At 46.2% G+C, this 19,644-nt stretch carries 19 protein-coding genes; 16 read left to right on the top strand and 3 right to left on the bottom strand.

What is annotated here, in order from left to right:
• The first annotated feature begins 10 nt into the window (after positions 1-10).
• Genes flgE through R7M72_RS12990 form a run of 9 tightly spaced genes read left to right on the top strand, consistent with a single transcriptional unit; the run spans position 11 to position 8,491 of the window.
• Positions 11-1,207, top strand: a complete 1,197-nt coding sequence (gene flgE / locus R7M72_RS12950) for a flagellar hook protein FlgE (RefSeq protein WP_017635110.1) — start codon at positions 11-13, stop codon at positions 1,205-1,207.
• A gap of 12 nt (positions 1,208-1,219) precedes the next feature.
• Positions 1,220-1,951 carry a flagellar basal-body rod protein FlgF gene (flgF, locus tag R7M72_RS12955; RefSeq protein ID WP_005374009.1) on the top strand — a complete coding sequence of 244 codons (732 nt, stop codon included), beginning with the start codon at positions 1,220-1,222 and terminating at the stop codon, positions 1,949-1,951.
• Between the two features lie 24 nt (positions 1,952-1,975).
• On the top strand, positions 1,976-2,761 hold the full coding sequence (gene flgG / locus R7M72_RS12960; RefSeq protein WP_005374008.1) for a flagellar basal-body rod protein FlgG: 786 nt from the start codon (positions 1,976-1,978) through the stop codon (positions 2,759-2,761).
• 32 nt (positions 2,762-2,793) lie between these two features.
• Positions 2,794-3,465 (top strand): flagellar basal body L-ring protein FlgH, encoded by a 672-nt coding sequence (gene flgH / locus R7M72_RS12965; protein WP_017635111.1) that lies wholly within the window; start codon positions 2,794-2,796, stop codon positions 3,463-3,465.
• On the top strand, positions 3,450-4,586 hold the full coding sequence (locus tag R7M72_RS12970) for a flagellar basal body P-ring protein FlgI (protein WP_086026720.1): 1,137 nt from the start codon (positions 3,450-3,452) through the stop codon (positions 4,584-4,586). Before flgH ends, R7M72_RS12970 begins: the two co-directional genes overlap by 16 nt.
• A 10-nt stretch (positions 4,587-4,596) precedes the next feature.
• On the top strand, positions 4,597-5,145 hold the full coding sequence (locus R7M72_RS12975; protein ID WP_005374002.1) for a rod-binding protein: 549 nt from the start codon (positions 4,597-4,599) through the stop codon (positions 5,143-5,145).
• Positions 5,146-6,519, top strand: a complete 1,374-nt coding sequence (gene flgK / locus R7M72_RS12980) for a flagellar hook-associated protein FlgK (RefSeq protein ID WP_005374000.1) — start codon at positions 5,146-5,148, stop codon at positions 6,517-6,519.
• 13 nt (positions 6,520-6,532) lie between these two features.
• Positions 6,533-7,432 carry a flagellar hook-associated protein FlgL gene (flgL, locus tag R7M72_RS12985; RefSeq protein WP_005373998.1) on the top strand — a complete coding sequence of 300 codons (900 nt, stop codon included), beginning with the start codon at positions 6,533-6,535 and terminating at the stop codon, positions 7,430-7,432.
• Between the two features lie 18 nt (positions 7,433-7,450).
• Positions 7,451-8,491 carry a flagellin gene (locus R7M72_RS12990; protein WP_005373996.1) on the top strand — a complete coding sequence of 347 codons (1,041 nt, stop codon included), beginning with the start codon at positions 7,451-7,453 and terminating at the stop codon, positions 8,489-8,491.
• Positions 8,492-8,579: 88 nt separating this feature from the next.
• Here the strand turns inward: R7M72_RS12990 and R7M72_RS12995 are convergent, their stop codons facing one another.
• Complete coding sequence (locus R7M72_RS12995; RefSeq protein ID WP_373921431.1) at positions 8,580-11,243, bottom strand: DUF2339 domain-containing protein; 2,664 nt, start codon at positions 11,241-11,243, stop codon at positions 8,580-8,582.
• Between the two features lie 440 nt (positions 11,244-11,683).
• Between R7M72_RS12995 and R7M72_RS13000 the strand changes: the two genes are divergently transcribed.
• From R7M72_RS13000 to R7M72_RS13015, 4 genes are all read left to right on the top strand, one after another.
• A complete protein-coding gene (locus tag R7M72_RS13000; RefSeq protein WP_005373994.1) occupies positions 11,684-13,483 on the top strand; it encodes a cation:proton antiporter in 1,800 nt (599 codons plus the stop codon).
• A 238-nt stretch (positions 13,484-13,721) separates the two neighbouring features.
• Positions 13,722-14,741, top strand: coding sequence for a type 2 isopentenyl-diphosphate Delta-isomerase (fni, locus tag R7M72_RS13005; protein ID WP_005373993.1), 1,020 nt, complete (start codon positions 13,722-13,724; stop codon positions 14,739-14,741).
• 194 nt (positions 14,742-14,935) lie between these two features.
• Positions 14,936-15,199, top strand: coding sequence for a DUF3012 domain-containing protein (locus R7M72_RS13010; RefSeq protein WP_005373992.1), 264 nt, complete (start codon positions 14,936-14,938; stop codon positions 15,197-15,199).
• Positions 15,200-15,450: 251 nt separating this feature from the next.
• A complete protein-coding gene (locus R7M72_RS13015; RefSeq protein WP_005373991.1) occupies positions 15,451-15,849 on the top strand; it encodes a GFA family protein in 399 nt (132 codons plus the stop codon).
• A 96-nt stretch (positions 15,850-15,945) separates the two neighbouring features.
• Here R7M72_RS13015 and R7M72_RS13020 read toward each other — a convergent pair whose 3' ends face one another.
• The gene (locus tag R7M72_RS13020; RefSeq protein ID WP_025768015.1) at positions 15,946-16,296 is read right to left on the bottom strand and encodes a rhodanese-like domain-containing protein; all 351 of its coding nucleotides are present in this window, start codon (positions 16,294-16,296) and stop codon (positions 15,946-15,948) included.
• Between the two features lie 267 nt (positions 16,297-16,563).
• Between R7M72_RS13020 and R7M72_RS13025 the strand changes: the two genes are divergently transcribed.
• From R7M72_RS13025 to R7M72_RS13035, 3 genes are all read left to right on the top strand, one after another.
• On the top strand, positions 16,564-16,854 hold the full coding sequence (locus R7M72_RS13025) for a co-chaperone GroES (protein ID WP_005373989.1): 291 nt from the start codon (positions 16,564-16,566) through the stop codon (positions 16,852-16,854).
• A 33-nt stretch (positions 16,855-16,887) separates the two neighbouring features.
• Positions 16,888-18,486: a chaperonin GroEL gene (gene groL, locus R7M72_RS13030; protein ID WP_213891554.1), complete on the top strand. Its 1,599-nt coding sequence runs from the start codon at positions 16,888-16,890 to the stop codon at positions 18,484-18,486.
• A gap of 105 nt (positions 18,487-18,591) precedes the next feature.
• Entirely contained in the window at positions 18,592-18,801 is a 210-nt protein-coding gene (locus R7M72_RS13035; protein WP_005373984.1) for a hypothetical protein, read from the top strand.
• Between the two features lie 129 nt (positions 18,802-18,930).
• On the opposite strand, the gene R7M72_RS13040 is transcribed toward R7M72_RS13035, so the two are convergent.
• The gene (locus R7M72_RS13040; protein ID WP_017635118.1) at positions 18,931-19,542 is read right to left on the bottom strand and encodes a LysE family translocator; all 612 of its coding nucleotides are present in this window, start codon (positions 19,540-19,542) and stop codon (positions 18,931-18,933) included.
• Positions 19,543-19,644 lie beyond the last annotated feature (102 nt).

Here is a 19,644-nt window from a genome sequence, read left to right on the forward strand (position 1 = left end):
AGGTCTATTTATGAGTTTTAACATCGCACTAAGTGGTCTGGACGCGACCAACACAGAGCTAAACACAATCAGCCACAACATTGCCAACGCATCAACGTATGGTTTTAAAGGTGGCCGCACAGAATTCTCCGCTGTATATAACGGCATGCAACCTGGTGGTGTGGAAGTCGCGTCAATTTCACAGAACTTCGACAAAGACGGCAGTATCACAGGAACTGGCCGTGCGATGGACCTAGCTATTAATGGCGGTGGCTTTTTTGTTACTAAAGATAATATGGGCCAAATGTTGTATACACGTTCAGGTGTGTTCTCAACGGATAAGAACAACTTTGTTACGGCTAACAGCGGTGCAAAGCTTCAAGGTTACAGTGTCGATAGCAACAACAACCTAATGACAGGTTCTGTGGGTAATATTCAGGTATCGACTTCCTCACTGAATGCTAAAGCAACAGACAGCTTAGATTTTGTTGCGAACTTCGACGCAAGCGCGTCTGTTATTGATAAAGCCGTAACGCCATTCAATCCAAAAGATCCAAGCTCATTTAACTCGTCTTACACAACAAAAGTCTACGACTCATTGGGTAACTCGCACACGGTAACTCAGTACTTTACTAAGACTGCTTCTAACTCGTGGGAAGTGAACGTTCAAGTAGATGGCGGTACGACGCCAGTAGCAACTGTGCCTGTAACGTTTGGTAAAGACGGCTCGCTTTCAACACCAACTGCGCCGTTTAATGTTTCATTCCCTGCAGCAGGTGCGAACGCGATGAGTGTAGACATTAACCTGAAAGGCAGCACGCAATTTGGTGCAGCTTTTGGCGTAAGTACTAATAGCCCTAACGGTTACACATCAGGTGAACTTGCAGGTGTACGCGTTGAAGGTAACGGCATGGTTTACGCGACTTACACTAACGGCCAATCACAGCTACAAGGTCAGGTTGTTCTTGCTGATTTTGCAAACACACAAGGCTTAGCGAAAGTGAGTGGAACATCATGGACTCAAAGCTTTAGCTCAGGTGCTCCAATTATGGGTGTTCCGGGGTCAGGTACGATGGGTGATCTAACTCCGGGTGCATTAGAAGGTTCTAACGTTGACTTAACCAGCGAGCTTGTTGCTCTAATGACTGCACAACGCAACTACCAAGCAAACGCAAAGACAATTTCTACCAGCGACAAGCTTACTCAAGCTTTGTTTAACGCGGTGTAATGGGAGTTTTGCATGGATAGTTTGTTATTTACGGCAACGTCGGGTGCCAGCCGAGTTCTTAAAGCGCAGCACGTTCGTTCAAACAACTTATCAAATGCTGATACTGCGGGTTTTCGAGCGGATATGGAGCGTGTGCGTAGTGTAGAGATGCAAGGCCCAGGTTTTGATGGTCGCACTATGGTTGTGACCAACTCTGCCTCAACACGTTTCGACGCTGGCGATATTGTGAAAACAGGACGTCCGTTGGACGTTGCGGTTATGGGTGAGGGGTATCTCTCTGTAGAAACCCCAGCGGGTAACGAAGCTTACACCCGTGCAGGCAATATTCAGGTCGATACTTTTGGCGCTCTAACAATCAATGGGTTCCCTGTCCTCGGTGACAATGGTCCTTTGGTTGTGCCGGACTATCAAAAGATTGAAATCAGCGAACGTGGTCAAGTCTCAGTGATCCCACCAGGTGGCGGCGCAGAAATTGTGGCAGGCACTTTGAAGTTGGTTAAACCGGAAATTAATCAACTGCAAAAAGAGAGCGATAGCTTGCTGCACAGCGTAGATGGCGTGCCATTCGCGGCAGATGAAACCGTGCAACTCTCTCCTGAGCACATTGAGGGCAGTAACGTATCTGCTATTGATGAATTGGTTAGTGTGATGTCGCTGACGCGCAACTTTGAAATGCAAGTTCGCATGATGAAAACGGCGGAAACTCTAGCAAAAGCTGGTAACAAATTAATGGCGGCGAGTTAAGTCTCGCCCCGCAAGGAGTAAAAAATGCATTCAGCATTATGGGTAAGTAAGACAGGCATGGCAGCGCAAGACACGAAGATGACTGCCATTTCTAACAACCTAGCAAACGTAAACACGGTTGGCTTTAAGCGTGACCGAGTCGTATTTGAAGATCTTTTCTACAGCATTCAGCGTCAACCAGGCGCACAAGTAGACCAAGTTAACGAACTACCAAGTGGTATTCAGCTAGGTAGCGGTGTTCGCGTTGTTGGCACACAAAAAGTGTTCACGCAAGGTAATACCCAAAACACAACGCAAGAGTTGGATCTTGCTGTAATGGGTCAGGGTTTCTTCCAAATAGAAAACTCGGACGGACAGATCATGTATACACGTAATGGTCAGTTCCATCGAAACTCAGAAGGCTTAATGGTGAACAGTCAGGGCCTGCCTTTAGAGCCTCAAATCCAGATCCCAGACAATGCGGTCTCTTTCTCTGTGGGTGTTGATGGCACAGTGACTACAACAACAGCAGATGATCCAACACCTCAGCAGCTTGGTCAAATTACACTTGCAAAATTCATCAATCCAGCCGGCTTAGAGGCCATGGGTGGCAACTTATTCCGTGAAACGGAAGCCAGCGGTCCAGCTGATGAGCTGATTGCAGGAGCTGATGGCGCCGGCATTATCAAGCAAGGTGCACTGGAAGGGTCAAACGTACAAGTAGTAGAAGAGATGGTCGACATGATCACCACTCAACGTGCGTATGAGATGAATGCGAAAGTGGTCTCTGCTGCAGATGACATGCTGAAGTTTGTTTCGCAATCAATGTAAGTATGAAATTGGTGATGATGAAGGAAAAAGCAATGAAATGGCTTTCTAAGAGTTGGGCAGTAGCCGCCGTGTTGCTGGTGGGATGTGCTGGCCGTCAGGAATTTATTCCGCCTGAGCCGAATGCTGAGGAATATGCACCACCAACGCTCGATTACACGCTGCCGGAAACCCAATCTGGTAGCCTTTATCGTCACCAATACACGATGACCCTGTTTCAGGATCGTCGTGCTTACCGAGTTGGCGATGTATTAACGGTTCAATTATCAGAAGAAACCTCATCGAGTAAAAATGCGGGTACTAAGTTCGGTAAAAGTTCAGCAATTAACTTTGTGGCTCCGACCATAGGCACGAAAACTATCGATGAGTTAGGGGTTAGCGTGGATGGCAAACGTAACTTCGATGGCAGTGCATCAAGTTCACAAGGCAACAAGCTTCAAGGTGCCATTACGGTAACGGTACACGAAGTATTACCTAATGGCGTATTGCGTATCAGCGGTGAAAAATGGCTTCGTCTGAATCAAGGCGACGAGTTTATTCGTCTAACCGGTATCGTCCGTGTGGATGATATTAACCGCAGTAACCAAGTTTCTTCTCAACGAATTGCTGATGCAAGAATTACCTACGCAGGTCGCGGAGCGCTAGCTGACAGCAACGCAGCCGGGTGGCTAACTCAGTTCTTCAACAGCCCATGGGTACCTTTCTAATGAAGACAATGCAATCTTTCTTTATGTCTCTCCTATTGGTGTTGACCTTGGGACTACCAGGCACTTCACGTGCTGAAGCGGAAATTCCGATCATGGACTTGGTCGATGTTCGCGGCATTCGAGAAAACCAACTGGTTGGTTATGGTTTGGTAGTTGGCTTAGCCGGCCAAGGTGACCGAAACCAAGTGAAATTTACCTCTCAATCTATTACCAACATGCTACGTCAGTTTGGGGTTCAAATTGATGACAGTATGAACCCTAAGCTACGAAATGTGGCTTCTGTGAGTGTGACAGCGTCCGTTGACCCAATGGCAGGCCCAGGACAAACGTTGGATGTGGTTGTGTCTTCAATCGGTGATGCAAAGAGCCTTCGCGGTGGTACGTTATTGCTAACGCCTTTACGTGGTATTGATGGCGAAGTGTACGCGATTGCGCAAGGTAACGTGGTTGTGGGCGGCTTATCTGCAGAGGGGCGAAGTGGCTCCAAAGTAGAAGTAAACACACCAACGGCGGGTCGCGTTCCGAATGGTGCGACTTTAGAGAGAGAAATCAAAACCGATTTCAACCAACGTGATGAAATCACCCTAAACCTGCGCAAGCCTAGCTTCACTACAGCAAAAAATATTGCGCGTGAAATTAACAACACTTTTGGGCCTAACGTTGCAGTTGCGATCAATAAAGCGCGCATTGATATGCGTGCACCAAAAGATACACAGCAGCGTGTCGTCATGATGTCGATGCTTGAAGAAATGAGCGTCGTTGAAGGCCGTAAACCTGCTCGTATTGTCTTTAACTCTCGCACTGGCACCGTAGTGATCGGTAAGAGTGTCAAAGTGAGTGAAGCAGCAGTAAGTCACGGTAACTTGACCGTGCGAATTTCTGAATCACAACAAGTTAGTCAGCCTAATGCGTTTGCAAATGGCGATACGAAAGTCGTTAACCAAACGGACCTTGATGTGAATGAAGATCTCGCTCAGATGGTGATTTGGCCTCCAGGCACGGAACTTAACACCATAGTTAATGCGGTAAATAGTTTAGGTGCCACGCCTACAGACTTGATGTCTATCCTGCAAGCTTTGAGTGAAGCAGGTGCATTGAACGCTGAATTGGTCGTGATATAAGGAGTTAAGGATGAAGCTAGACAGTACCAATGAACAAACTCAGTTAAATTCGATGCTTTATCACGACAATAGTGCATTGGCTAACATCAAGCATAGTCGTGATCAAGAAGGCGCACTTGAAGTCGTCGCAGGTCAATTTGAGGCAATGTTCCTACAAATGGTGTTACGCCAAATGCGCAGCAGTAGTGATGCTCTTGCTGATAAAGACAGCCCGTTCGCCAGTCAGCAACAAGGGGTATTCCGTGATATGTATGACGGTCAGCTGGCGATGGAACTAGCAAAGAAACAGAGCTCAGGCATTGCCAATATGCTCATCCAGCAGCTGAGCCCGTCTATGCGTGAGGTTGCTTTCGATGCTGCGCGCAACATCTCATCCGCTAACGATGGTAAAGCTTCGAATTCTGAATCTATCTCACAAGTAGATTCTAAAGAGGTGGAGAAGAATTCAAGCCTATTTAATACCGCTTCTCAAGCCGTCGCCTCTGTTAAACAGGTATTCGGTGAGGCCGGTATGACTACCGCGTTTTCTCAGCCGTTGATCAGAAAAATGGAGCTGTAAATGAACCTAGTTAATATTGCCCTTTCAGGTTTAGGCGCGAACCGTGTGGCCCTAGACGTAACCGCGCAAAACGTGGCAAACGTGAATACCGTGGGTTACAGTCGTCAACAAGCGTTGATGGCGTCTGTCGATGATGGTAAAGCCAATCGCTTAAGTCCAGGTTTAGGGGTAGAAGTCACTAGCATTCGCCGCGTTACTGATCAATTTCTGATTAAGCAAACGTGGTCGACTAACAGTATGGCGGCATACGCATCTGGATACACCAGTAACATGAGTCAGCTGGAGAATACGCTTGGTGCCGATGGTTTCAGTATATCGGCTGGCTTGGACTCACTAAACGCCGCGCTTAACGATGCGACTGTTAAGCCAGAATCCATACCCTACCGCCAGCAGATCATTAACGAATCTGAAGCTTTGGCCCGCCGTTTTAATACGCTTACCGAGTCTTTATACAATCAACATAAAGACATGAGCGACCAACGTAATGCAGCGCTTAACCACGCGAATAGCCTTATGGAAAATATCGCGAAGGTGAACAAGCAACTGGTAGAGATGCAAGGTACAGGTGGTAACCCATCACAGTTAATGGATGAACGAGATAGGTTAATCGGTGAGTTATCTCAAACCATTGAAATCAAAACAACACAGCAGCATGACGGCAGTGTTCAGGTCACACTAACCTCTGGTCAACCGCTTGTGATGGGTACGGACCATGGCAAACTGGAAGCCATTCCTGACCCGAGTGATCCTTACTTGGCGGACTTACACGTCACGTTCTCGAATCAAAGCTTTGCGATTGGTGACTCGCTTGGTGGCAAATTAGGTGCGATTAATGACTATCAAACCGAAGTGTTGAAACCAAACCAACTGGCTCTGAATGACATGGCGAAAGCTCTCGCGGATGAATACAACGCCGTGCTTGCGACTGGCAAAGACTTAAATGGCAACCCAGGTAAACCTTTGTTCAGCTATGACCCAGCAAACCCTGCAGCCAGTTTGGATATTACCAAGCTAACTCCAGATGAGCTTGCGTTCTCAAGTGATGGAACACCTGGTAACGCAGATGCGTTGCAATCATTGATCGAGTTAAGCAACAAGCCAGTGGCGGTATCAGGTTACGGCTCAGTAAGCTTGAACGATGCCTTTAGTTCAATGGTGGGTCAAACCGCAATTAAAGCACGCCAAGCTAATGCTGATTATCAAGCGAAGTTAGCCATGAACAAGCAAGCGCACGCAGCTCGCGATAATGTTAGTTCCGTAAACAGCGATGAAGAAGCGGCTAACCTAATGATGTTTGCTAATGCGCACAATGCCAACATGAAAGTGATCAGCACAGCAAATCAACTGCTCGATTCTATTCTGCAGTTATTCTAAGAGGAAAGTTTAGATGCGAATTAGTGACAATCAATTTAGTCAAATGATGTTGCACAGCTTGCAGAGCAATAGCGCGGGATTAGGCGAAGCTCTGCAACAGATGTCTACTGGCAAGCGCTTGACCAAGCTGTCTGACGATCCAATGGCTTCGATCAAGTTGCTTAACTTAGACCGAGAAACCAGTGCGATTGCTCAGTACAAAAACAACATTGAAAACGTAAAAACGACGCTATCGAGTCAAGAAACCCATTTAGATTCGATCAAAGAAAGCTTAAAAAGCATGCGAGACATCGCGCTTTGGGGTGCGAACGGCTCTCTTACTGACGAAAGTCGTGGCGGTATGATTACAGAGCTTAAGAGTTACCGTGACTCTATTGAGTCGTCTTTTAACGCGCAGGATGAAGAAGGGCACTACCTTTTCTCTGGTACTAAAACGGATACTGCGGCTGTAAGTAAAGCGAGCGGCAGCTACGTAATTGAAGGTAATAGTGACAAGCGCGTAGTAACAATTGCTAAAGGTGTCACGATGGATTCCAATATGACTGCAAAAGAAATATTGGACCTTGGGGGAGGCCATAACGTGCTTAACCAAATTGATGCGCTGATCAAAGAGTTTGAGAGCCCTACCGCCAACTTCAGAGCTGAAGTTGAGGCGAGTATCAGCGCTATCGACGATACTTTTTCAAACGTACTAGGGACCATGACTGAGATTGGTGGTCGACACAACAACTTAGATCTTGTTGGTGGCGCGCACAGTGAAAACAAGCTGTTCGTTGACAAAGTATCTGGAGACCTCTCTGCTCTGGACTATGGTGAAGCGTCGGTACGATTGAGTAATTACATGGCCGCTTTGCAAGCAACGCAAGCAAGCTATGTGAAGATCGATGGTTTGTCGCTGTTTGACCGTTTATAAGGTTAGGAAGTTCTTTTTATGGTAATGAGTACAGTAGAGGTTAGACCCCATAGCATACGCTTAGGTGGACAAGAACAAGCCTCTATCATGCCGACCCGTTCTGCAGACTCAAGTACGGCAATTAAACCGCGCCCGGCGCAAATTCAGGCTGACACTGCGTCAGCCTACTCTGTATCTGGTATTCAGCTTACGCAGGGTCAGCAGCAAGCCACGGCGGTTCAGATCGCGTCCAAATCGCTGCAGGTGATTGGCAAAGAGCTCACGCAAATTAAACGTGGTTTGACGCAAGCTATTAATCAAGGCGTACAAAATGTTCCTGGTTTGCAGGATACATTGGTTCGTTCTAAAGCCACCATCCAAAAAGTCGTTGAGCAAGCACGTTTCGATGGCCAGAAAGTCCTAAATAACGAACTGCACTTAAAACTGGATAAAGCGGACATTCGTCGCTTTTCTATTCCAGGTTTGAATGTTCATCGCTTAAGCGACAAGGCCGAGCAAATCCGTTTGGATTTTCCTCAAGGTCAAGCGGTGATGATTCAGTTTGATGGACAATCAGACGGTGAGCGAACGGTCAAAATGCTGGATCGCAGCTTGATTGCGTTAGGAATGCGAGCCTCATTAGCCGATGATGGCAGCATTTTGTTTGAAGCCAGAGACAACGCTTATCAACAAATGCAGCAAAAGGTGATGGTAACGGGGGAAGGGCACCGATTCCCTGCGGGACAGCCTAACGTTTTGAACTTAAAGTCTGAGCCAGATGGTATTGCGGAGCTCGGGTTTGATCTAGGCTCACGCGACGGCATCAAGCAGACGATTGCCAAAGTAAATCAGCATCTGAAACAAGTTCAAACGAGCTTGCAGGAAGCGAAAGCTTTTCATGGTGAACTGAATACTCAAATGCGTTCTATCCAAACCAAAACCGCACAGCTTTCAGTCAATGAAGTGAATGCAAAACTGGATGGATTCATGCAAAAGTCTGGCGAGTTTACTTCAACTTTTCAGGCATTGAATGCGCAAGCAAACGTGCGTCGTCATACCGTGGTCGCTTTACTGAAGTAACGAACACTCCAATGATTCCCGGCTTTACACTGTTATCGTCCCCCAATAACGAAAACAGCGCACTGTCGGGAATCTCTCTTTGACTCGTCTAGGGCTCGAGTGCTTTTGCCACCGAACGATTCAATTTCTGGAATAGCCATCCAAGTGCTATCAAAGACGCACCTAAGCCTAAGAAGCTTATTGCTCGCCAGAACCCATCCAGAGAGCTCACATCCCATAAGAATACTTTCAGTGCGACACAGGCAAGGACCACTAGACCGACACGCTGCATCATCAGCCCCTGTTGGGTCATGCCGCGCCAAGTCAGCAACCCACCTACGAGCAAGCCAGCCACTGAATAACTGAACAACTCTGCCATGCTGGTTGGCTGATACAGCATCATCGATGTGGTTTGCCAGAATTGACGGATAGACATCCCCAACCAAATGGCTGCAAGTAAAAAGCCTAGACTAGCAATCGCAAATCGATGAACTTGCAACGTATTCCAGCGCTTAAACGTTGCGATAAGCAGGATGCAAGCTGGTAACAGCCAGCCGATACTCAGCATGTTAAAGATGGGAAGTGCTTGTGCCGAGACGTTATCAGTCACCAACGGCGATTCTGCCGTATTAAGCAAAATAATCAATATAGCGAACGCGCACCAAAGCAAGTAACTATAGATTTCGTAGATACGGCTTAAGCGTTGCGCAAATTGGCTGCGGTAGCTGTATACCAAACCCATAACTAATGCTTGATTGGCAAAGACTGCCGCACTTGTGAAGTCGATGTGCCCCAAGTAACCATATTGCCCCGTTAACCAGTAGTTAGTTTGGGTGAACAATGCCATTAAGAATACATGTAAAAACGCCCCTTCAAACCAGTTGGTCAGTTCTCGGTCCACTTGTTTTAGTGTTGAACGAGCATAAGACAAGATGAAGAGAGAAGGCATATAACTCACAAGAACCCAAGCCCAATGCCCAGCTTCTACCGGTTGCCATTCGGGGATGAAAGGTAGCAGCGTGAGTCGGATAACCAGTATTCCCATTGCCACTTTAATCGCCCAACTCGCAGGTCGAAATAACCCGACTTGAGCCTGTAAGGCCATTATCGCAACTTGTATTGAGATTGCTGTTGTTAACCAAGTATCGCTCAACCAAACAAAAGCGATACCTACGATTAAAGCATGCATAACGGCAGAGCATTCTAATGCCAACGAACGTGCACGCTGACCAAGCACAACGTAGTAAGTGGCCATCAATGCGCAGAATGCAGTCCAATACCACAGGTAGCCTTGCATAAATTCGTCAATATAAAACAACGTAATTAAGCTCATCGTGGGAGCCAGTACCAGCAGAAGCAGCCCACTGAGTTGCGAACGGTCACTAAGTGATTGGCAATATGTTCGATAGCAGATCAGCGCAATACTCACCGCCAATGCGAATAGGATGCTAGCTTCTCGCTCTACCATATACAGCGCATCAAAAGCGATGGTAAGAACTATCAGCGCGGTTGCCGAGACGAGTATGGATGGCAAAAATACACGTAATGACCAGCCTGTACGAAGTGCTGGTAGCCAGATGCTCGCAACAAGCAGCGTATAACAGTACGCCATTTGTAGAGTGTTCAGCTCCGGCATTCTGGTGACGGCAGAAAAGGTCAATAAAGCAGTTGCGAGAGCGGTAGCGGTCGGCGAGTTTGTCCACTTGCTTTGATAGTGACGAAAGCGAGGATTGAGCATCCAACCCATTCTCGGAACCGCGAAAATGAGATACAAAGTGATGGAGAGATAAATCGCGAGCCACGAGAACAACAGTTCTGTTGGTGTACTCTCAATCAACAGCAACATCCAAATGACATGTGGAATCGCGATACTTGGCGTAATCCATGACCTACGCACTTTTTGCATCAATAAGGTCGCCGCGAACGAAATTGCGCAGATGTATCCGGCTAACAAAAAGTAGTTGGGTTCATTACCCCCAATCCACAGTGGTGCTGTGTAGCCACCAATTAAGCCAAGCACGGCCATTAACGGCCCTTGTCGCAATGATAATGCTAAACTGAAAAATGCCGCTGAAGCCAAGATGATCAACGAGATACTCGGCGTTAGCATTTGATAAACCACAAAGGCAAAAATGACGGTGCAGTAAATGCCCGTTAATCCCGTACCGGTAACAGCAGCAGGAACATACGTAAAGCCTTGGGCTCGTGCTGCCCGTTGCGGATTCTGTTGTTCTTTACGGTGAAACCACTCGCCAACAAGCACCATAAGTAATGAGATCACAAAGGCAAAGGACACTCGCATAAATGGCGAAAACTGGATGTGACTACCAATCACCTGTACGAGATAACCTCCACCGATCAGCATGGCCAATGCGCCTACCCAAACCAACCAATTTTCTTGAATGTTGCTAAGCAGGCTCTGAACTTTACTCTGAAGGAATGACTCATTTTCTTGAATAAAAACATCCAGTTGCACTTCTCTTGTCTGGGCGTACCCTTGATTCGCAGCGCTCTGGTCCAAGTCTAGGTTGGCAGCTGGATCATGTTCCCCAGAGGATGAGACATTTTTCTGTGGTGATTCTATGTGAGGTGACGTCGCTACAGATGGTGTGTCTTTTTCGATGCTGGATTGTTGGTGCGCTTGTGGGTTTGAGCCCCCATGGACACTGGCTCGTAGTGATGTGACTTCCTCACGAAGTTTGGTTAGTTCTTTTTCTAAAAGTGCAGCTCGGTTGGCGGCTTTCACTCCGATGAGGATGGCGAGACACGCCATGAACAGTGCTAGTATTACGTACAATCCATTTCTCCTTGCGTACGTCGCGTGACCCACGATTCTTAACTTTGAGCACTTACGCTAAAGCTTAGTTCATGCTCTATGCCTTAGCCTCATATAGTGCTAGGTTCCGCGCTTTCTTCAGAAATCATTCTACATAATGAAACTCAATGCGTAATGATGAATTCGACAAAGTCGCACACTTGTGTGCCACTTTAAGACCTGATGAACAAAAATGAGTCGTTAAGTCATTGGGGGTCAACTATATTCATAGTTCTGATGCGATCGCCAAAGGACTTCAAACATGTGCGTTTCGTAGCGATGTCATCGAAGGTCAGTCGTTTGATTTGCACGTTCGGTTGTTTCTATTTGACCGTAAGGCTGAATGTATTCGGGTATAGCGCATTCACGCGAAAAAAGACAAAAACAGGTAATTATTGATGCAAGTGGGTAATGAAGCGCTGGTGCTGTCAGCGGTTGGGGTTATTGGTTTAGGTTGCCAATGGTTAGCTTGGCGATTGCGTTTGCCAGCGATTTTATTTTTGTTGTTGGCAGGGCTGATCGTCGGGCCATTTATGCAGTGGTTAAATCCTGATGAGATATTAGGTAATTTGCTCTTTCCGTTGGTCTCTTTGGCGGTGGCAGTGATTTTATTTGAAGGCAGTTTGACCTTAAATTTTAAAGAAATTCGTGGCGTGAGTGGTTCGGTATGGAGCATTGTTTCCATCGGGGCGATCATTTCGTGGGCGGCGACCAGTATCGCAACACACTATTTCCTCGGCTTTACTTGGGAGCTTGCCATGTTGTTCGGCAGCTTAACCGTAGTAACAGGGCCGACGGTCATCGTGCCACTTCTACGAACCGTAAGACCTAACAGTACGCTTGCTAACATTTTGCGATGGGAAGGGATTTTGATTGACCCGCTCGGTGCGCTTTTTGTTGTGATGGTTTACGAGTTTATCGTATCTCACAGCGCGATAAATAGCGTCGAAGTGTTTGGGACGATCATTGCTGTCGGTGTCATGCTAGGTGCGGCCTCAGGCTATGCAGTTGCGACGATCATGCGTCGCTCTTGGCTACCGGAATATTTGCAGCCATTTGCGGTTTTGATGGTGGTTCTAGGTGTATTTTCGGTCTCTAACCACATTGAGTCTGAAGCTGGGTTACTAACCGTCACCGTAATGGGTATGTGGCTCGCAAACGCTAAAGACATCAATATTCAGCAAATTCTGCACTTTAAAGAGCATTTAACCATTTTACTGATCACCGGATTGTTCATCTTCCTTGCGGCTCGAATCAGTCTGGATGATTTTGCTGCGCTAGGTAGCGGTGCGTTATTGTTGTTTGTATTTATGCAGTTAGTGTCGCGTCCGTTATCGATTTTTCTTTCAACCTTCCGCAGCAACTTGCGTCTTAAAGATAAGCTGTTTTTGTCTTGGGTTGCACCGCGCGGTATTGTTGCTGCTTCGATTTCGTCTCTTTTCGCGATCAAATTGACCGAATACGGCATTGATGAAGCGATTTTACTGGTCCCTATGACCTTCATGGTGATTATAGGAACGGTCGTGTTACAAAGTGCGACGGCACGTCCTGTAGCGCTGACGTTGGGCGTTGCAGAGCCAGCACCACGCGGCTTCTTGTTGATTGGTGCTAACCGAGTAGCAAGAGAAATAGGGCAGGCGCTGGCGCGTTATGACCGCCGCGTATTAATGACTGACTCAAACTGGGAGTACATCAGTCAGGTTCGTATGTTGGGGTTGGATTACTATTACGGCAACCCTATTTCTAGTCACGCGGACGACAACTTGAACTTGATAGGAGTTGGACAAGTGGTTGCATTAACGCCCGATCAGCATTTCAACATTATGGCTTGCATGCAATTCGTCGACGAGTTTGGGGAAGATAAAGTTCACTGCTTACAAAAAGTGAAAACCAACGGCAATGGCAGCGAGAAGCACTCCGTGGCTCAGGAGTACCATGGTAAATTGCTGATGGGCGGCAATGTAAGCTATACCCAGCTAGCCAGTATGTTAAGTCGTGGTGCAGAGGTTAAACACACGAAATTGAGCGATAACTTCACGTATCAAGATTATTTAGCGCATCACAAAGGTAGTTCAGTTGTACCGCTGTTCCATGTAGAAGAAAAAGGAAAAATTCAATTCTGTGATGATCCCGAACAGTTTGAACCAACGACGACAAGCACTGTTGTGTCGCTAATTCTGTCGGACAGCGTAAAGTAAACTACAGAGCAATGTGATCCATTTTCATCATGGGTATCGTACGCTGATTATCTCAATTTGAAGAGAAACTTGCCGGCTTGTTTAAAACGGAAAGCGAGTTTCTTTTCTTATAATGTCAGGGGCAGTCGAGATTCATTACTCGTTTCGGAAAAGTAATCCGGCAAATTCACAAAATTCGCATTGACGTTACTGATAAGGATCGCAATACTGCGCGACTGTTTTACTTTAGGGTGACATTATGGCTCCGCAAACTAACCGAAAAGATTTACACCTAGATGCTGTTTTACATCATGATATGAGCATGAAGCATAAAACGGCGGGTTTTGAGTCTGTCGAGTTTGAACACTGTGCGCTGCCAGAATGTGACTTTCACGCGATCGATTTATCGACAGAGTTTCTTGGTCATCAATTAGCGCTACCGTTTTTGATTAGCTCGATGACTGGCGGAGCAAAAGACGCAGAAACGATCAATTGTCGTTTAGCTGAAGCAGCAAGTGAATTAGGTATTGCCATGGGTGTGGGCTCGCAACGGATTAGCTTAGAAGAAAGTCAGCATTCGGGCTTGGGTAAAACCATTCGTGAGTTGGCGAAAGAAGTACCGTTGTATTCCAATCTTGGAGCCGCTCAATTGCTCGATAAAGGTAAACTCGATAATGCGCAACGTGCGGTTGAGGCGATTCAAGCCGATGCCTTGTTTGTGCACGTTAATCCAATGCAGGAAGCGTTTCAGAAAAATGGCGACCACAATTGGGTTGGTGTTTTCCAGGCAATTGAGATGCTTAAATCTCGCGTGAAGGTTCCTATCATTATCAAAGAAGTCGGTTTTGGTATTAGCGGACACGTTGCGCAGCGATTAATTGATGCTGGTGTGGATGCAATTGACGTTGCGGGCGCGGGTGGCACAAGCTGGAGTGCGGTTGAAGGGTATTGCCAAGATAATCCGAAAATGCAGCGTGCAGCCGAGCTTTTCCGCGATTGGGGTGTCCCTACAGCAACATGTTTGGCTCAAATCCGCGCACTGCATCCTACATTACCCTTGATCGCCTCGGGAGGTGTTCATAACGGACTTGAAGCGGCGAAAGCCATTCATTTGGGGGCTAATCTCATTGGGCAAGCTGGTGCGGTATTAAAAGCTGCGACGATCAGCACGCAGTCTGTCGTCGATCACTTTGAACAAATGGCATTAGAGCTGCGTTTAACGTGCTTTGGTACTGGCTCTTTTAAGGTTGGTGAGCTAACAAAAGCGCGCTGCCTATAGCTTTTAGAATGGCGCGCTTTACACAGAGTCGCTCAATAATTTTTCGGTGTCTTAACACGTAGACTGATAATTTCGTTATAGTTGATACAAAAGTCACTTCAGCTAGTGACGCCTTTATTCAGACACTTGAATGGGCACGTGTTGAAGAGATTGAGTTTAATTTTACTATTGTTTGCAACTGGAACCTTAAATTTATGAAAAAACTAGTCATGCTGATGTTGGCGGCTTCTGCTTTGACCGCTTGTAGTGATGAAGTGGGCACTGAAGGCTGGTGTAACGACATGCGCGATAAGCCAAAAACAGAATGGACAGCAGACAACGCGGTAGACTTTGCAAAGCATTGTGTTCTGCAAGATGGTGTCGGCAGCGAGCAATGGTGTGAAAACCTGAAAGATAAGCCGAAAGGTGACTGGACTGCAAACGAAGCGACCAGCTTTACTAAACACTGCATTTTTTAAGCACAGCGGAAAGCGCCTTTTCTGAGGCGACATTCTGTGAGGTAAACACCAAGCGTTATTGCTTGGTGTTTTTGTATCTAAAATAGCTCTATTTTTCACGTGTCAGCGCACTTCCCTCTGAATGGAAAGTTTTACATTTTCGTTTCATTTTTGAAAACCTGTATTGCCTGTCTTTAATTTTTCGTATTGCAATGGCATGGTGTCGAGATAGCCATCTAATTCAATTAGATTCATAACAAAAAGGAATTCAAATGGAAGTACTAAAAGGCTCATGTCTGTGCGGCAAGGTAAAGTTGGAAGTGGCAGATGAATTTAAGTACATGGGAAATTGCCATTGCTCTGAATGCCGCAAGTTCACAGGTTCTGACTATTCATCTGCCGGTGGTATTGCGTTGGATAAACTGCTTATTATCCAAGGGAAAGAAGATATTCAAACTTATCAGAAAAGCGAAAATACCATGCTATGCTTTTGTCGCCACTGCGGATCGAGCCTGTATTCGAAAAAGAACAATGGGATCGTCAATATTCGCCTTGGTATCTTGGATGACACACCTTCTCACAAGCCTGATTTCCATATTTTTGTCGCATCGAAAGCGCCATGGATCGAGATATCGGATAACCTGACTCAATTTGATGCAGGGCCCAGATAGTAGAGTTGTTGTAGATAAGTATTTAGAAACAGAGCGCGTTACAATACGCTTGCGACGCGCTCTGTGCTTTTACTTTGTATATTAGAACGGAGACGACTATTTGGCGTCTTGTAGTTCTTCAAAGCCACCTGCATTGTGCAGATTCGTAAAGCCTTGCGATTGTAAGTATTGATACGCTTTGCCAGAGCGGTTACCACTGCGACAGTACAACACGATAGCTTGATCTTTATCGACGTCTTGAAAATGTTTATCAAGTTCAGATAAAGGGAAGTTGACGGCATTATCCAAATGCCCTTCAGAAAACTCTTGCGGCGTGCGCACATCGACAATCATCGCGCCCTCGTCAATCAATTGCCAACCTTGTTCAGCGCGTTCAGAAGCTGACACGTTGGGTGAGAGGAAGCCAACGCATAACGTTGCAAGAAATAGAGATACGGCCTTTTTCATTGTTTGATTATCCTTTTTAAGAGTACGTAACCACTCTAGATTTGATTGAGCACATTTTCCATCATAAAGAGATGCTAAGTGGTTGTGAATGCGATAATTCGATAGAAAATTTTATTTAATTTAATAAAAAATTTTTATCAAATTCACCTCTTGAACTCTCATTTTTCGACCTTATTATTTTCATCGAAAGCGAGCTGTCGACTCGCAAATCCATCTTGATGTTTATTTTGTCTTTTATTTTTGGTTCCAAGTAGGAGGCACTTAAAAATGAAAATTCGTCCTTTAAATGACAAGCTAATTGTTGAAAGACAAGAGGTGGAAAATAAATCTGAAGGGGGAATCGTTTTAACTTCTCAGTCGGTGAAAAAATCAAACCGCGGGAAAGTCATTGCTGTTGGTTTAGGTAAACGTCTTGAAAATGGCGAACGCGCTGCGATGGAAGTCAAAGTGGGCGACCAAATCATTTTCAATGACGGTTACGGCGTGAAAACCGAGAAAATTGACGGCGCAGAATACTTAATTCTGTCCGAATCTGATGTGTTAGCAATCGTTGAGTAATTATTTTTGTAGTAGTTTTTTGAGGAGATAACCATGGCTGCAAAAGACGTATTATTTGCTAATGACGCACGTCAAAAAATGCTGAAAGGTGTGAACTTACTGGCGGACGCAGTAAAAGTGACACTAGGCCCGAAAGGCCGCAACGTTGTGCTTGATAAATCTTACGGCGCGCCAACCATCACCAAAGATGGCGTGTCTGTAGCGAAAGAAATCGAACTGAAAGATAAGTTCGAAAACATGGGCGCACAAATGGTGAAACAAGTGGCGTCCAAAGCGAATGATGAAGCGGGGGACGGTACAACGACGGCTACCGTACTGGCGCAATCTTTCATCAATGAAGGTCTTAAAGCGGTAGCCTCTGGCATGAACCCAATGGACCTAAAACGTGGTATCGACAAAGCCACTGAAGCGGCGGTTGAGAAACTACGTGAAATGTCTAAGCCATGCAGCGACAAAGAATCCATCATCCAAGTGGGTAGCATTTCTGCAAACAGCGATCGCGCGATCGGTGAAATCATTGCAGAAGCGATGGAAAAAGTGGGTCGCAATGGCGTGATTACGGTGGAAGAAGGCCAAGGTCTAGACAACGAATTGTCTGTGGTTGAAGGTATGCAATTTGACCGCGGTTACTTGTCGCCATACTTCATCACTAACCAAGAAAATGGCAGCGTCGAGCTAGACAACCCTTACATCCTATTGGTGGACAAAAAAGTCAGCAGCATCCGCGAGCTATTGCCTGTACTAGAAGAAGTGGCGAAATCTTCTCGCTCGCTATTGATCATTGCTGAAGACATCGAAGGTGAAGCGCTAGCGACATTGGTTGTGAACAACATGCGCGGCATCGTGCGTGCGACCGCGGTGAAAGCGCCTGGCTTTGGTGACAACCGTAAAGCGATGATGGAAGACATTGCGGTACTAACTGCTGGTACGGTCATCTCTGAAGAAATCGGCCTAGAGCTCGAAAAAGCAACGTTAGAGCAACTAGGTAGTGCGAAGAAAGTGACCATCACCAAAGACACAACAACCATTGTGGGTGGCGCAGCAGAAGCAAGCGCGATTGCTGATCGTGTGGCTTCGATTGAAAAACAAATCGAAACAACCACCTCTCAATACGATAAAGACAAGCTTCAACAACGTGTTGCGAAGCTTTCTGGCGGCGTAGCGGTGATCAAGATCGGCGCTGCAACCGAAGTTGAGATGAAAGAGAAGAAAGACCGCGTGGACGATGCGCTACACGCTACTCGCGCAGCGGTTGAAGAAGGTATTGTTGCTGGTGGTGGTGTTGCCCTAACTAAGATCGCGAAAGAATTGGCGGATCTAAAAGGCGACAATGATGACCAAAACGTGGGTATCCGAGTTGCGCTACGTGCAATGGAAGAGCCTCTTCGTCAAATCGCAACTAACGCAGGTGACGAAGCTTCTGTTGTGGCGAACGCTGTTAAAGCGGGTGATGCCGATTACGGTTACAACGCTGCAACAGGTGAATACGGCAACATGATCGAAATGGGCATCTTGGACCCTGCGAAAGTAACACGTTCAGCGCTTCAATTCGCAGCGTCTGTTGCTGGCTTGATGATCACCACTGAAGCGATGATCACCAACCACGTTGAAGACAAAGAACTTGATATCTAACGTCATCAACCGTTAGTGATTAAGTAAGCGTTAAAATAACAATAACATTGCAAAACCTAAGCGGGCTCGCTTGAGCCCGCTAATCAGTCATTTGAGGTAAGTGTTATGACCCGTTTACCTGCGTTTTCTTTCTCAATATCTGAGCCGGGCGGTAATGAAGCTTCGTCAACGTGGCCGACTGCTATTCACTTCCCCCTCGTTCCAGCTGGGCCAGAGTTTTCGATCGAAAATGCTCTGCCTAAACGTCCGACAGTGACGATATTCACTATCGATCTGTCTCAGTTATTTAAAGGGGACGCTCGGGTCATCCATTAACTGTATCGAAACAGCCAGCGCACGTTGGCTGTTTTTTTCTAATTTAAAGTATTGATAATGTAGATTTTTATTTGATTACTGCCACTTGTTCAATGATCAATTTGAACTGGGGATCGGACCGCAAGCGCACTACACCTTTAAGCCCAGCATTGCGCCGAAAATGATTAATCCCGCCCCACATGCTTGATTGAGTCGATGCTTAATCTTCAACAAGAAAGCTTGTAGCTGGGATGACGTGAATAAAACAGCAACGATAGAAAACCAAATACCATGCAGCGCAATCATATAAATCCCGTAAAACAAGGCGATGTGTTGCTGACTAGAGTCGGGAGAAATCACTTGGCTAAAAATACTCAGAAAAAACAGCATCGTCTTGGGATTGAGTAAATTACACAGAAATCCCTGCATGAAAAATCGCCACATTGAATACTCGCTCTGTTGAATGGTTTCTGAGTTTGACGCAGGCTGCGAGGAGAATATTCCTTTAATCCCAAGGTAGACAAGATAAGCGGCCCCAAGATAGCGCACGAGATTAAACAACCATTCATTTTGTGAAATTAAGTAACTGATCCCCAGCATGGAGTAAGCGATGTGGATGCTGATCGCCATGCTGATACCAATCGCACTGTATACGCCTGCTTTTCGTCCTTGATTTAAGCTATTTCTTAATACCAAAACAAAGTCTGCGCCAGGGCTAATGACAATAAGCACACCTAATAACGCAAGAGTTACAAATTCCATATCGATTTCCTGTTTGAATGATGAAGTCTGGGATGTAGCGGAATTGTAGGCGTCTTTATTACTGACTATAATCGAAAAACATTCCCATATTGGTGAGAAAAA

This window comes from Vibrio sp. YT-18 (assembly GCF_033337345.1).
In the GTDB taxonomy this organism is placed as follows: domain Bacteria; phylum Pseudomonadota; class Gammaproteobacteria; order Enterobacterales; family Vibrionaceae; genus Vibrio; species Vibrio alginolyticus.

Coding starts and splice junctions, on each gene's coding strand:
- flgE (WP_017635110.1), top strand. CDS start 11: ATGAGTTTTAACATCGCACTAAGTGGTCTGGACGCGACCAACACAGAG.
- R7M72_RS12990 (WP_005373996.1), top strand. CDS start 7,451: ATGGTAATGAGTACAGTAGAGGTTAGACCCCATAGCATACGCTTAGGT.
- flgF (WP_005374009.1), top strand. CDS start 1,220: ATGGATAGTTTGTTATTTACGGCAACGTCGGGTGCCAGCCGAGTTCTT.
- R7M72_RS12970 (WP_086026720.1), top strand. CDS start 3,450: ATGGGTACCTTTCTAATGAAGACAATGCAATCTTTCTTTATGTCTCTC.
- groL (WP_213891554.1), top strand. CDS start 16,888: ATGGCTGCAAAAGACGTATTATTTGCTAATGACGCACGTCAAAAAATG.
- R7M72_RS12995 (WP_373921431.1), bottom strand. CDS start 11,243: ATGGCGTGTCTCGCCATCCTCATCGGAGTGAAAGCCGCCAACCGAGCT.
- R7M72_RS13015 (WP_005373991.1), top strand. CDS start 15,451: ATGGAAGTACTAAAAGGCTCATGTCTGTGCGGCAAGGTAAAGTTGGAA.
- R7M72_RS13020 (WP_025768015.1), bottom strand. CDS start 16,296: ATGAAAAAGGCCGTATCTCTATTTCTTGCAACGTTATGCGTTGGCTTC.
- R7M72_RS13010 (WP_005373992.1), top strand. CDS start 14,936: ATGAAAAAACTAGTCATGCTGATGTTGGCGGCTTCTGCTTTGACCGCT.
- R7M72_RS13025 (WP_005373989.1), top strand. CDS start 16,564: ATGAAAATTCGTCCTTTAAATGACAAGCTAATTGTTGAAAGACAAGAG.
- flgK (WP_005374000.1), top strand. CDS start 5,146: ATGAACCTAGTTAATATTGCCCTTTCAGGTTTAGGCGCGAACCGTGTG.
- R7M72_RS13040 (WP_017635118.1), bottom strand. CDS start 19,542: ATGGAATTTGTAACTCTTGCGTTATTAGGTGTGCTTATTGTCATTAGC.
- flgL (WP_005373998.1), top strand. CDS start 6,533: ATGCGAATTAGTGACAATCAATTTAGTCAAATGATGTTGCACAGCTTG.
- R7M72_RS13035 (WP_005373984.1), top strand. CDS start 18,592: ATGACCCGTTTACCTGCGTTTTCTTTCTCAATATCTGAGCCGGGCGGT.
- flgH (WP_017635111.1), top strand. CDS start 2,794: ATGAAATGGCTTTCTAAGAGTTGGGCAGTAGCCGCCGTGTTGCTGGTG.
- R7M72_RS12975 (WP_005374002.1), top strand. CDS start 4,597: ATGAAGCTAGACAGTACCAATGAACAAACTCAGTTAAATTCGATGCTT.
- fni (WP_005373993.1), top strand. CDS start 13,722: ATGGCTCCGCAAACTAACCGAAAAGATTTACACCTAGATGCTGTTTTA.
- flgG (WP_005374008.1), top strand. CDS start 1,976: ATGCATTCAGCATTATGGGTAAGTAAGACAGGCATGGCAGCGCAAGAC.
- R7M72_RS13000 (WP_005373994.1), top strand. CDS start 11,684: ATGCAAGTGGGTAATGAAGCGCTGGTGCTGTCAGCGGTTGGGGTTATT.